Annotated in this window: 12 protein-coding genes; 8 read left to right on the top strand and 4 right to left on the bottom strand. The window is 65.7% G+C overall.

Annotation, left to right across the window (positions count from 1 at the left end):
* Positions 1-63: 63 nt before the first annotated feature.
* Positions 64-435: a thioredoxin family protein gene (locus F6B93_RS10930; RefSeq protein WP_211699114.1), complete on the bottom strand. Its 372-nt coding sequence runs from the start codon at positions 433-435 to the stop codon at positions 64-66.
* Positions 436-569: 134 nt separating this feature from the next.
* Between F6B93_RS10930 and F6B93_RS10935 the strand changes: the two genes are divergently transcribed.
* The 8 genes from F6B93_RS10935 (at position 570) to F6B93_RS22805 (ending at position 9,409) form a co-directional block, all read left to right on the top strand.
* Positions 570-839, top strand: coding sequence for a metal-sensitive transcriptional regulator (locus F6B93_RS10935; protein WP_211699115.1), 270 nt, complete (start codon positions 570-572; stop codon positions 837-839).
* A gap of 59 nt (positions 840-898) precedes the next feature.
* Positions 899-1,330: a DUF302 domain-containing protein gene (locus F6B93_RS10940; RefSeq protein WP_211699116.1), complete on the top strand. Its 432-nt coding sequence runs from the start codon at positions 899-901 to the stop codon at positions 1,328-1,330.
* Between the two features lie 231 nt (positions 1,331-1,561).
* On the top strand, positions 1,562-3,445 hold the full coding sequence (locus tag F6B93_RS10945) for a PE family protein (RefSeq protein WP_211699117.1): 1,884 nt from the start codon (positions 1,562-1,564) through the stop codon (positions 3,443-3,445).
* Between the two features lie 145 nt (positions 3,446-3,590).
* Positions 3,591-4,835 carry an amino acid deaminase/aldolase gene (locus tag F6B93_RS10950; RefSeq protein ID WP_211699118.1) on the top strand — a complete coding sequence of 415 codons (1,245 nt, stop codon included), beginning with the start codon at positions 3,591-3,593 and terminating at the stop codon, positions 4,833-4,835.
* An 85-nt stretch (positions 4,836-4,920) separates the two neighbouring features.
* On the top strand, positions 4,921-6,126 hold the full coding sequence (locus F6B93_RS10955) for a M28 family peptidase (RefSeq protein WP_211699119.1): 1,206 nt from the start codon (positions 4,921-4,923) through the stop codon (positions 6,124-6,126).
* Positions 6,123-7,409 carry a D-arabinono-1,4-lactone oxidase gene (locus tag F6B93_RS10960; RefSeq protein WP_211699120.1) on the top strand — a complete coding sequence of 429 codons (1,287 nt, stop codon included), beginning with the start codon at positions 6,123-6,125 and terminating at the stop codon, positions 7,407-7,409. Before F6B93_RS10955 ends, F6B93_RS10960 begins: the two co-directional genes overlap by 4 nt.
* A gap of 110 nt (positions 7,410-7,519) precedes the next feature.
* Positions 7,520-8,884: a wax ester/triacylglycerol synthase domain-containing protein gene (locus F6B93_RS10965; protein WP_211699121.1), complete on the top strand. Its 1,365-nt coding sequence runs from the start codon at positions 7,520-7,522 to the stop codon at positions 8,882-8,884.
* Positions 8,885-9,115: 231 nt separating this feature from the next.
* Entirely contained in the window at positions 9,116-9,409 is a 294-nt protein-coding gene (locus F6B93_RS22805; RefSeq protein ID WP_246541069.1) for an ANTAR domain-containing protein, read from the top strand.
* Here F6B93_RS22805 and F6B93_RS10970 read toward each other — a convergent pair whose 3' ends face one another.
* From F6B93_RS10970 to F6B93_RS10980, 3 genes are all read right to left on the bottom strand, one after another.
* Complete coding sequence (locus F6B93_RS10970) at positions 9,410-10,774, bottom strand: aldehyde dehydrogenase family protein (protein WP_211699413.1); 1,365 nt, start codon at positions 10,772-10,774, stop codon at positions 9,410-9,412. It abuts the gene before it with no gap.
* A 44-nt stretch (positions 10,775-10,818) separates the two neighbouring features.
* The gene (locus tag F6B93_RS10975) at positions 10,819-11,904 is read right to left on the bottom strand and encodes an acyl-CoA synthetase family protein (protein ID WP_211699122.1); all 1,086 of its coding nucleotides are present in this window, start codon (positions 11,902-11,904) and stop codon (positions 10,819-10,821) included.
* 118 nt (positions 11,905-12,022) lie between these two features.
* Positions 12,023-12,577 carry a TetR/AcrR family transcriptional regulator gene (locus F6B93_RS10980; protein ID WP_211699123.1) on the bottom strand — a complete coding sequence of 185 codons (555 nt, stop codon included), beginning with the start codon at positions 12,575-12,577 and terminating at the stop codon, positions 12,023-12,025.
* Positions 12,578-12,633 lie beyond the last annotated feature (56 nt).

A 12,633-nucleotide genomic window follows, 5' to 3' on the forward strand; every position in this document is an offset into this window, starting at 1 on the left:
CCATGACAGTGCCGCGCCCTCAGAGCACCGCCAACGACCCGAAAGCCGACTGCTCTTCGACGATCAGGCCACGACGCCTCTTCGGGCGGCAATCTTGGCGCGTACCACCCTCATATCCAGCGATTTTATCTGGCTGACGAGGTTATCCAGCACGGCCTGCGTCATCGCACCGGCTTGGCTGTAGACCAGCACTCCATCTCGGAACGCCATGATGGTCGGGATCGAGCGGATGCCCACCATGGCCGCCAGTTCAGGCTCCGCCTGGGTGTCGACCTTGGCGTGCACAACATCCGGGTGGGCGCGCGCCGACGCTTCATAGATGGGCGCAAAGGCCTGGCAGGGTCGACAGTAGGAAGCCCAAAAATCCACCAGTACAAGCGGATTGTTTACGACAGCGGACTCGAACGTCGCAAGCGTCAGATCGGTCGTGGTCATGGTCCGTCCTTTCGATTGGCGCTGTACCTTCCTCAACAGATACCCCATAGGGTATATTCCTCACCGATGTGTGGTGCGCAGAGATACCCCCCTGGGTACTATGGGATGAGGTTGACCAGACGAGAGGATCCACCGTGATTGGTGATCAAGACAGTATCGCCGCCGTACTGAACAGGCTGCGGCGTGCGCAAGGACAGCTTGCCGGGGTGATTTCGATGATCGAGGAGGGCCGCGACTGCAAGGAAGTGGTCACCCAGCTCGCCGCGGTGTCGCGTGCGCTGGACCGGGCCGGCTTCAAGATTGTCGCGACGGGATTGAAGGAATGCGTCGCTGGTTCCGCAGACGGTGGTGCGGCGACGCTCAATGAAGCCGAACTGGAGAAGCTGTTTCTCGCTCTTGCCTGAAAGGCACTGGGGCGACTCGAAACCACCGGAGAGAATCGAAAAGACGGAGGATGACAAGCATGGACATCGCATTGTCGACAACGCTGCACACCACTTTCGAGGACGCGGTCACCCGCACCCGTGAGGCGTTGGCGGAGCAGGGCTTTGGTGTGTTGACCGAGATCGACGTGAAGGCAACCCTGAAGGCCAAACTGGGCGAGGACATCGAGGACTATCTCATCCTCGGCGCGTGTAACCCGCCGTTGGCGCATCGCGCCGTGGACGTGAATCGCCAGATCGGCCTACTGCTGCCCTGCAACGTCGTGGTGCGCGCCGACCCGCAGCGTGCCGACGCGGTGCTCGTCGAGGCAATGAATCCGCAGCTACTGGTGCAGGTGACCGAGGAAGCCAAGCTTGTTCCAATCGCCGAGGAGGTTTCCGCCCGGCTGCGTACCGCGGTCGAGTCTCTGGAAGGCTCCCACACGCCGGCGGTCGAACAGCTGCACGGCTGAGCTACACAGGCCGAGGCTGCACGCACACCGCACTGTGCGAATCCGCCGAACGCAGCCCGGCCTGACGCGCCCGATACCCCCGCCCTGAAACGTTCCGGACCCGCAAGGCGAAACGGATAGTAGGACACGCGGAAATGCGGGGTGTGCTGGCCAGATGGCGATACCCTTTGTCGAGGGTTCGTCGGCGCCCGGGCACCCGCCGGGTTTCCATGAGCTGGTGGGAGGTCCCTGATGTCGTATCTGATCGCTGCGCCGGAACTGTTGGTGGCTGCGGCCGCGGACCTGGCCAGCGTGGGTTCGTCGATCAGCGAGGCAAACGCGGCCGCGGCCGCCCCGACAACGGCCCTGGTCGCTGCCGGTGCCGACGAGGTATCGCTGGCCATTGCGGCGTTGTTCGGCGCGCATGCTCAGACCTATCAGTCGCTGAGCACCCAAGCGGCGTTCTTTCACGAGCAATTCGTGCGCACCCTGACAGCGGGCGCGGGTTCATACGCTGCTGCCGAGGCTGCCAGTGCCGTGCCCCTGCAAGCAGTCCAGCAAGACGTGCTCAACGTCATCAATGCGCCGTTCCTGGCGTTGCTGGGCCGCCCACTGATCGGCAACGGCGCCGACGGCCTGGCAGGGACCGGCCAGAACGGCGGTGACGGCGGGATCTTGTTCGGTAACGGCGGCAACGGCGGTTCCGGTGCGGACAACCAGGGCGGTGGCAATGGCGGCAGTGCCGGGTTGTGGGGCAATGGCGGCGCGGGCGGCGCCGGCGGAAACTCCATTACCGCCGGCGTCAACGGCTTCGCCGGGGGCGTCGGAGGAAGCGGCGGTCTGCTGTGGGGTAACGGCGGCGCCGGCGGGATCGGTGGCAACGGCGGTCCCGCTCCGCTCGTGGGCGGAGTGGGCACCACGGGCGGGGCCGGCGGGAACGGCGGCAGCGCGGGGCTGCTCTACGGGTTCGGCGGCGCTGGCGGGACCGGCGGCATCGGCGGAGCCGCCCCGACCACGGGCCCCTCGCCCGGCATCCTGCCCGCCGGCGGGATCGGCGGGATCGGTGGGGCGGGCGGCTCGAGCGCGCTTCTCGCGGGCATCGGCGGCGTCGGCGGGACCGGCGGTGCCGGCGGGACTACCGATGGGACCGTCCAGGGTGTAGGTGGTTTCGGTGGCCAGGGTGGCAACGGTGGCCAGAGCGGCTTGTTGTTCGGCGACGCGGGAAGCGGCGGGGCCGGTGGTGGCGGCGGTGCCGGACTGGGTGACGACTTAGAGAGCTTCGGCGGCCACGGTGGTTCGGGCGGCGATGGCGGCGCTACCGGGCTAGCCGGAAACGGTGGGGGCGGCGGTAACGGCGGGACCGGCGGGGCCGGGTCGGCCGCCGTTGCTGGCATCGGCGGAAATGGTGGTGTCGGCGGGCTCGGTGGCACGGGCAGCCGCGCGGGTCTGCTGTTCGGCACCGGTGGCGCCGGCGGCAACGGCGGGATGGGCGGAGACGGCGGCACCGGCGGCGCCACCGACGGCTTAGTCGGTTCGGGTGGATTCGGCGGCGCCGGCGGCAATTCCCCGCTGATCGGCACCGGTGGCATGGGCGGCAGCGGCGGTGGCATCGGAACCACCGGCCTGCAGGATCCGACGTTGGTGGGTGGCATCGGTGGCAACGGCGGACGTGCCGGGCTGCTCTTCGGTACCGGCGGCATGGGCGGCAACGGCGGTGCCACGAGTTCCGGGGGCTTGTTCTTCGCCCAGGGCGGCGCCGGCGGAAACGGCGGCGTTGTCTGGGGCAACGGCGGCACCGGGGGTAGTGGCGGCGCCGGCGGGGGCGGAAGTGTCGGTAATGGTGGTGCCGGAGGCAACGCTGCGTTCTTGTTCGGCAACGGCGGCGCCGGCGGGTCCGGTGGTGGGGGCGGTGCCGGCGTGGGAGGTTCCGGCGGTCTCGGTGCCGTCGTGTTCGGCAATGGGGGCGCCGGTGGCAGCGGCGCCCCGGGCGGCACGGGCGTAGGCGGCAATGGCGGCAACGCGCAGCTCATCGGTGATGGCGGCAACGGCGGCAACGGTAGTGGCGGGGCGAGCGGCGGCCTTGGCGGCAGCGGCGGTTTGCTGTTCGGCCAAGACGGTGCCCCGGGGCAGCCCTAGAAACCCGGCCACCACCGGCGGTAGTGGGCAGTCTGCACACTACGTGGTGATTTCGACGTCAAAACGCACACGCTTCGGGCCGCTCGACCCGCCGTGCTACGACAAACCGCCTGTACGGACCAGCGACGTTCAGTAGGGTGACGGCGTGCACGAGGTGGCGGGTCGCGAGCAACGTTCGGACGAGCCGGTGCGGCTGGATGCGCCGGGCCGGTTGAAACGCTATGAAGACGCGTTCGCCGACCATGAAGCGCCGTTCGCGTTCGTAGACCTCGACGCGATGTGGAGCAACGCCGAGCACATGCGCAAGCGTGCGGGCGACAAACCGATCCGCGTTGCCTCGAAATCGCTGCGTTGCCGGCCCCTACTGCGTGAAATCCTCGACGCCAGTGAGCGATTCGAAGGACTGATGACATTCACGCTGCGCGAGACGCTGTGGCTGGCGGGGCACGGCTTTACTAATCTCCTGCTTGCTTACCCGACCACCGACCGCGTCGCGCTGCGCGAGCTAGGCGCGATAACCGCCGAGAATCCAGAAGGGGCACCGGTCGTGATGGTCGACAGCGTCGAGCATCTCGACATCATCGAGAGCGCGACCGACCGGCCGGTGCGCTTGTGTCTCGATCTCGACGCCGGCTACTGGCGAGCCGGCGGGCGGGTGAAAATCGGTCCCAAGCGTTCGCCGCTACACACCCCTGAGCAGGCTCGCGCACTCGCGGTGGAGATCTCGCGGCGGCCCGCGCTGAAGCTGGTTGCGCTGATGTCCTACGAGGGCCATATCGCGGGATTCGGCGATCAGGTTGCCGGAAAGCGTGCGCAGAACGCTGTCGTGGGGTGGATGCAGCGCAAGTCGTTCGCGGAGTTACGTGAGCGCCGCGCCCGCGCTGTCGAACTCGTGCGCGAGGTGGCGGACCTGACGATCGTCAACGCCGGCGGAACCGGTGACTTGCAGCTGGTTGCCCAGGAACCGGCGATCACCGAGGCCACGGCCGGATCCGGCTTCTACGCGCCGACCCTGTTCGATTCGTATTCCACGTTCACGTTGCAGCCGGCCGCGATGTTCGCGCTGCCGATATGTCGCCGGCCCAACGAAAAAACCGTGACCGCGCTCGGCGGTGGCTACCTGGCCAGCGGGGTCGGTGCCAAGGATCGCATGCCGACCCCCTACCTGCCCACCGGGCTGAAACTCGACCCCATAGAAGGCACCGGTGAGGTGCAAACGCCGCTGTCCGGCGACGGGATCCGGCACTTGGCAATCGGTGATCGGGTCTACTTCCGCCACACGAAGGCCGGTGAATTGTGTGAGCGGTTCGACCGCCTGCACCTGGTTCAGGGCGCCACGATCATCGACACCGTCCCGACGTATCGCGGCGAGGGGCAGACCTTTCTGTGATGCCGCCTCGCCGACTAGGATGCCCACGGGGCAGATGCGGCGCCCGCTCAGTGACCCAGTTCAAGGCACCCGAAAAGGAGCCGGCATGACCGCGATAACCCCGCTGCCGACTGAGCTCGCCACCCTGCGCGACGTCGTCGAGACGTTGGCGCCGATCGAACGCGTCGCCGGCGCGCCCGGCGAGCTGGAGGCAGCCAGCTGGATCGTGGAAAGGCTGCGCTCGGCGGGAGCCCACAATGCCCGCATCGAAGAGGAAGAATACTTCGATGGCTACCCGCGCCTGCAGGTCAAGCTGTCGGCGATCGGAGTGGCGGCAGGAATGGCGGGACTGGTCAGCCGGCGCTTGCGCGTCCCGGCTGCGTTGGCGGGCATTGCTGCGGGACTGGCGATCGCCGACGACTGCTCCAACGGGCCGCGCGTCGCACGAAAATGGACCGAGAAGCCCGGGACGACATGGAATGCGGTAGCCGAGGCCGGCGATCTGGCGGGCGACCGGACCGTCGTCGTGTGTGCTCACCACGACGCCGCGCACAGCGGCAAATTCTTCGAGACCCACATAGAGGAAGTTCTCGTTGAGCACATCCCGGGGATAGTCGAACGCGTCGACACCCAGCTGCCCAACTGGTGGGGGCCAATTCTGGCGCCAGCGCTCGCCGGGGTCGGTGCTCTGCGCCGGAGTCGCGGGATGATGTTCGCGGGAACGGTCGGTAGCGCCCTGGCGACCGCATTGTTCGCGGACATCGCACGTAGTCCGGTCGTTCCCGGTGCCAACGACAATCTTTCCGCGGTCGCCGCGCTGGTAGCTCTGGCCGAGCGGCTGCGCGAGCGACCCGTGCAGGGCGTGCGCGTCCTGCTCGTGTCTCTTGGCGCCGAGGAAGTGTTGCAGGGTGGGATCTATGGCTTCATGGCACGCCATACGCCGGAGCTCGACCGCGACCGAACGTACTTTCTGAACTGCGACACGGTCGGCTCACCCGAGCTCATCATGCTCGAGGGTGAGGGCACGACGATCATGGAAGACTACTTCCATCGTCCGTTCCGCGACCTGGTTGCACGCGCCGCCGAGCGCGCTGACGCGCCGCTGCGTCGGGGCATGCGAGCCCGCAATAGCACCGATGCAGTGCTGATGAGCCGTGCCCGCTACCCGACCGCATGCCTGGTATCGATCAACCGCCACAAGTCAATACCGAACTACCATCAAATGTCCGACATACCCGAGTATCTGAGCTACGAGACGGTGGCCCATGCGGTCACCGTCGCTGAATCTGTCATTAAGGAGTTGGCGCGATGAGCCCTGTGTGGACCAATTGGCCCGGTGAGCAGATCTGCTCACCGTCGGCGATCGTTCGGCCAACCACTGAGGACGAACTCGCCGACGTCATCGCCCGGGCCGCGCAGCGAGGTGAACGCGTCCGCGCGGTCGGTAGCGGGCACTCGTTCACCGACTGTGCCTGCACCGACGGAGTGATGATCGACATGACTGGCTTGCAGCGCCTTGTCGACGCCGACTCGGCTAGTTGTCGGGTGACAGTCGAGGGCGGCGCGAAACTGCGGGCGCTGGGACCCCTGCTGGCAGAGCGCGGGCTGGGGCTGGAAAACCAGGGTGACGTCGATCCGCAATCGATCACGGGCGCGACCGCGACCGCCACGCACGGAACGGGCGCACGCTTTCAGAACGTGTCGGCGAATATCGAATCGCTGCGGCTGGTGACCGCGAGCGGGGACATCCTGACGTTGTCGGAGGGCGACGACTATCTGGCAGCTCGGGTGGCCATTGGTTCCCTCGGGGTGATCTCGCAGGTCACTCTGCGGGTGGTGCCGTTGTATACCCTGCATCGCCATGACGAGAAACGCTCGATGGCGGAAACCCTGGACCGCCTTGACGAGTTCGTCGACGGCAACGACCATTTCGAATTCTTTGTATTCCCTTATGCGGATGAGGCTTTGACCCGGATCATGCGCCGCAGCGACGAGGCGCCCAAGCCCACGCCGAAATGGAAGCGCACCATCGGCGAGGACTTCGAAAACGCCGGGTTGAGTCTGATCTGCCAGACCGGCCGGCGCTTCGGAGGAATGGCCCCGCGACTGAACCGCCTCATGACGAGCTTGATGTCGTCGTCGGACGTGCAAGACCGCGCCTACAAAGTCTTTGCGACCCAACGCAAGGTCCGGTTCACCGAGATGGAGTACGCCATCCCGCGCGAGCATGGACGCGAGGCTGTGCAGCGGGTCATCGACCTTGTCCGCCGGCGTGATCTGCCGGTCATGTTCCCGCTCGAGGTGCGGTTCTCGGCTCCCGACGACGCGTTGCTGTCCACCGCCCACGGCCGGGACACCTGCTACATCGCCGTTCACCAGTACACCGGGATGGAGTTCGAGACCTACTTCCGCGCTGTCGAAGAAATCATGGACGAGTACGCGGGGCGGCCGCATTGGGGCAAACGCCATTATCAGACCGCTGCCACGCTCCGCGAGCGCTACCCACACTGGGATCGCTTCGCCGCGGTTCGCGATCGTCTCGATCCAGACCGCGTCTTTCGCAACGACTACACGCGCCGGGTCCTCGGCGACTGACACGGCGGCTCCGCGCCGAAGGGCCCCTTTTCCGGGGACCAAAGTCCTTGGCTGCCAATAAACCTGTGACCTTTGCCGCCGGCGGTCCTAGGTTGGTGGCGGGAGCAAACATGACGGCATTCATGCGCAACAGTGACGCATTCACGTGGGCGATGGAAAGTGACCCACGCCTGAGATCCACCGTGGTCAGCATCGTGCTGCTGGAGCGAGCACCGGACTGGGATGAGGTGCGCGCACGATTCGACCTGATGAGCCGTACGATGCCCATGTTTCGGCAGCGGGTGGTGGCATCGCCGCCGCCGGCCCCGCCGCGCTGGGAGCCCGATGTCGACTTCGACTTGGACTACCACATGCGCCGAGCCGCCGCTCCAGGATCGGGCACGCTTGACGATCTGCTCGAGATGGCCCGGTTGGCCGCGATGCAAGATTTCGATCGGGCGCGGGCGCTCTGGGAGACGACGCTGATCGATGGCCTCGACGATGGCGGCGCCGCCGTGATACTCAAGTTTCACCATGCCCTCACCGACGGCATCGGGGGCGTGCAGATCGCGATGAAACTCTTCGACGTGTCCCCCCGGGTGGATGCACGCGAACCAGGGCCGCCGGAGCCCCGGTCGCCGAGACCATCGTGGTTCAGCGGGTACCGGGATGCCTGGCGGTATGACCGCGGCGTGTTGGGCAGCGCGGTGACGGGAGCGGTCACGGGGGTGCCACGGCTGCTGTATGACGGCGTTCGACGGCCCATCGCGACGCTCCGATCGGCGGCGGCCACCGCCGAATCGGTCTACCGGACTGTCCGTCCGATCAATCGTGCCGGGTCGCCGCTGATTAAGGAGCGTGGCCTGATCCGCCGCCTCGGAGTACACGAGATACCGATGCCGCAGCTGCGCGAGGCGGCGCACCGCCACGGGGGAGCGCTCAACGACGCGTTCGTTGCCGGGGTGGCTGGTGGGCTGCGCCACTACCACGAGAAACATGACGTCACCGTTGGCGACCTGCACTTATCGATGCCGATCAGCCTGCGGACCGAAACCGACGCAATGGGTGGGAATCGGATCACGCTGATGCGGTTCGATGTGCCCGTGGGCGAAGCCGATCCGGCACAACGGATCAGGGCGATCCATGAACGGGTCAGCACCGTCCGCCAGGAGAGGTCGCTGCCCTACACGCAGTTGATTGCCGGCGTTCTCAACCTGGTGCCGCGGTGGTACATCGGTTCGGTGCTGCGCCACGTCGATTTTCTGGCCAGCGACGTGCCGGGGATTCCGGTGCCGGTGTTCCTCGGTGGCGCTGCGGTACGCGGGCAGTACGCTTTTGGCCCAACAATTGGTTCCGCCGTCAACGTCACGCTGCTGACCTACGTCGATACCTGTTTTCTCGGAATCGATGTCGACAGCGCGGCGATACCCGACTACGAGGTGTTCCACGCCTCGCTGGTCGACGGCTTTGACGAGGTGTTGGCCGCCACGATGTGACATGCCCGCTGTGGGCAGGAGATGGTGACGACCAAATGGTGGCGGTGGTGTCTGGTCGATACCGACACGGTCACAGCGGTATACCGATAGCAACAATGCTCTGGCGCCGGAGGCCATAGGCGCAAATCATGGCACGGTACGCCTTCCGGGCCACCGCCGCGAACGGTGCGTGCCGTGGCCGCTACGAGAGCTTGGCGGAATGGCTGGGATTCACAAGGAGGTATCGATAGCGTGACGGCGAATTGGGGGGTCAGTCCGATCTCACGCGGCACGAATTCTGGGCGCATCCTCGACACGGCGCGCGGCATTCTCATTGGTCTTCGACGGTGTCCATCTGAACTCGCGCTTGACGAGCTGCACAGCGCGGCACAACGCCATGGTGTGTCACTCTTCGAAATTTCTTGGGCACTCGTGCATTTAGCGGTCGATAACGGCACGACGTGTCAGAGTTTTCTTGAGGCTCAGGTGGCGGCCCGCCGGGAGTGGGGTGAGCTGCTCGTCGACTCGGCAATGGCGGTGTGTTGATCAGTCGGAGATGAAGCCCTTGCCGCGCATGAGGAAGTCGGCCAGAAACCCATCGTGCGGGATATCAGGTGTCGTGTAGTGGGTTGGGTAGTTGCCGCGGAACACGTTTGCGACGGTCGGCTCGGCCAGCAGGTCATCGATCAGGTCATCGTCGTGGGTAATCGCGTTCACGACGAGGGAATGACGCAGCGGTTTCAGACCATCGTCGCGTGACCATGGAGCCACCCAGACGCACGGAAACGCCAGTTCGACGTTGAGGGTGTCGGCCTCGGGCGTGGCCAACAGGTGTACGGCTGGGCGCAGAGCGGCGGAGCCGTCGCCAAGGTCGGCCACAACCTGATCGGCCTCGAGGACCGGTGTGGTCGTCATTGCCGTGGCCTTCAGATAATTCGCGATCGCTAACGCCTCGTCAATCCTTCGAGTGGGCAGGATCGCCCGCTCGTCTTCGGCGGGCAGCGGCTCGATCGCGGACAACCGGTCGGCTATCGCATGAGCCAGCGGCACGGGATCGCCCTCGAAAAACACCGCCGTGGCGTTGACGCACGCCATCCCGCCAAGGTTGGCGATCGAATCGACGACGATGTCGAGATGGTCGCGCCAATCCCGGTCGGCCGTGATCAGTACCTTCGCGCATCCGGGTCCGTTGACGAATACCGTTGGGCTGTGGCCGTATTTCCTAGCCACGTCCTGGCCGCCATAGACCATGGCCAGATCGGCCGCCCGGATGATCTCGTCGGCTCCGCGATGGTCAGTGGGCAGGTATACCGCGTCTGCAGGGCGAAACCCCCCGTGGCGCAGGGCATGCACCAGTCGGTGTGCGGTCAATGGTTCGCGGCGAGACGGGCGCACAGCGACGCGGTATCCCAGCGCCAACGCCTGCGGCCAGAGGCCATGAACGCCCGGACCGTTGCCCGCGGCGAGCACCGCGAAGACCTGCCCACGCCGGGCCCACACCGCGCCGCCCGTGCCGGTGTGCACGTCGCGCCAGTCGAATGCCGCGCCCACCGGCCGGGCCGGCCGCACCGCGTCGAACGCCGAACCAACGGCGTCGGCCACACCGCGGGCCCCGGCCCGCATCGCCGCGATCGGCAACCCCGACATCCGGCTGGCTAGGCCTACGTAGGTGCCGAAGTCCAACCCGGCGATGTCCGCGGTCGCGAAAACCTGGGCGGCGTGTGCCAGCGCCTGCTGACGGTGTGCCGCCGCCAGCGGACCCGACTTGCGTTGTGCGCTCAGGGTGCGCGAAACATACAGCGGTGGCACGATGCTCAGCTCGGCAAGCGATATCCCGGATGTGTCGGCGATAGTGTCACGGTTGCGGGTCCGGTAGGCGCCGTCAGTGCCCAGCGCTTCGATGGGGGCCAAATCCGCTGTGGGAATTGTTTTCTCGTGCCCCGTGGAGGTCATGGTCAGTAGACGCCTTCGATCACGGTCGTGCCCTCGAAGGTGGCCACAGGTTGCACCTGGCTGATCGAATCGCCCACTTGTCCTTGGAGCCCACGCATCCGGATCGCGCTGTCACGTTCTAGGTTGTTGGGTAGGAACATTGCCTTACTGATGTGGTTCATCACCACCTGGCCACGTTCGCCGATATCCACGGCTTCGCCGCTGTCCGGATCGACCACCCGAAAAACCACGTATGGTGTGCGCGGATCAAAAACGTACGTTTCATCGACACTGCGGGTGGCCGCTTGGGACAGGATCATCGTGCTGCCGAAAACCATGGTGATTGGTGTGTTCGGAAAGATTACGTGCAGCAGATCACGTGTGTCGGCGTCCAGGTGTGCCCCGCTGAGCAGCACGTAGCGGATCTTCTCGTTGACGAGGTCGCAGACGCGCTCGTTGCGGGCCATCGCCTCAAACAGCGGGGGTGTGGTCTGTAGATTCGCGACGTTCTGGGTTTGAAGAATGAATCTGGCTTGCTCGATAACGTGGTCGACGTAGGCCGACGTGTCGGCGTTGCGGGCGGCAATCTTCTTGACCCAGCGGGGATCTAGGTCGATCGGAAAGAACATGGAGCCTAGCCGCAGGGAAACCAACCGAGAGAAGTAACCTACCCCATGCGGGCCGCTCGGCATCAGGCACAGGAAGCCGCGACCAGGCAGGAAGCCGCCCGCGGCAAAGTCCTCGGTTTGCCACCGGAGGACTTGTTCAATCCAATCCGGCATCTGCACGGTTCGTTTGGGAAGCCCGGTGGTGCCGCCGGACTCAAATATCTGGGGCAGCGGCGCCGGCGATCCGTAGCCCCGGGGAATCAGGTCCTCGACGGGTACGCTTCGCAGTTCGTTGAGGAGATTGGGAAACAATCGCAGATCATCGAAGCTGGTCACGTCCGTTAACGGGTTGAAGGTCAGTGTCTTGGCTGCGCGCAACCAGAATGCGGAACCTGTGTCTGCGCCGAAGTGCCAGGCGATCGCGGTACGCAAGTAGGCCTCCGGGTCTGCAACCGGCGCCGATCGTGGCACGTCGAGTACCGAGAAATCGATATCGGTCATGGGACCGATCCTGGCGCGTCGGGGGGCGACCAGACAACAACCGGGACCTGAACATTGCCCCGCCTAGCCCGTCTGACCGCAGAGCTGCTGGTGGGCAAATCGGCGCTGCCGCCGCGGGCTACTCGGCAAAGGCGGGGCCGACGAATCGTTCCACCAGCTGCCGCTCGGCCTTGTCATTGTCGGCCGGCCAAAACATGAGCGACATCACCACGCGAACGATCCATAGTGCAGCTTGGCGATCACCGCCGCCTATTCCGCTGGCATCGCTCGCAAAGTCGGCAAGCAGCCCCGACTCTGCTAGCCAGGCCACTTCGTGGGCGCCGCCGTGGATGGAGGTGATCAAGATCTGGCCCAGCGGATCGGACCGGATTCGCTGCAGGGCCACCAAGATTGCGGTGACGACGCGTTCCCGCCCGCGCAACTGGGCGACCGCCGAACCCACGGCATCGACAATCCGAGCCGCGGCTCGGGCCACCACGACGTTGCGGATCTGAGCTTTGCCACCGACGTAGCGGTAGATGGTCGCTCGTGAGCAGTGGACGCGGGTCGCCAACTTGTCGATGTCGAGCGCGTTCATTCCGTCGCGGGCGATGAGGTCAGTTGCGGCGTCATAGATACGTTCGGCCGCAACTGCGCGGCGATCGCCTCCGACAAGCCAATCGTCACTAGCCACTGTTGAGAAGTCCTTCTTCGCCTGGAACTGGCGCCCGTCCTTGTTGTTGAGACACA

It is taken from the genome of Mycobacterium spongiae, assembly GCF_018278905.1.
In the GTDB taxonomy this organism is placed as follows: domain Bacteria; phylum Actinomycetota; class Actinomycetes; order Mycobacteriales; family Mycobacteriaceae; genus Mycobacterium; species Mycobacterium spongiae.

Coding starts and splice junctions, on each gene's coding strand:
- F6B93_RS10930 (WP_211699114.1), bottom strand. CDS start 435: ATGACCACGACCGATCTGACGCTTGCGACGTTCGAGTCCGCTGTCGTA.
- F6B93_RS10940 (WP_211699116.1), top strand. CDS start 899: ATGGACATCGCATTGTCGACAACGCTGCACACCACTTTCGAGGACGCG.
- F6B93_RS10945 (WP_211699117.1), top strand. CDS start 1,562: ATGTCGTATCTGATCGCTGCGCCGGAACTGTTGGTGGCTGCGGCCGCG.
- F6B93_RS10955 (WP_211699119.1), top strand. CDS start 4,921: ATGACCGCGATAACCCCGCTGCCGACTGAGCTCGCCACCCTGCGCGAC.
- F6B93_RS10960 (WP_211699120.1), top strand. CDS start 6,123: ATGAGCCCTGTGTGGACCAATTGGCCCGGTGAGCAGATCTGCTCACCG.
- F6B93_RS10965 (WP_211699121.1), top strand. CDS start 7,520: ATGACGGCATTCATGCGCAACAGTGACGCATTCACGTGGGCGATGGAA.
- F6B93_RS10975 (WP_211699122.1), bottom strand. CDS start 11,904: ATGACCGATATCGATTTCTCGGTACTCGACGTGCCACGATCGGCGCCG.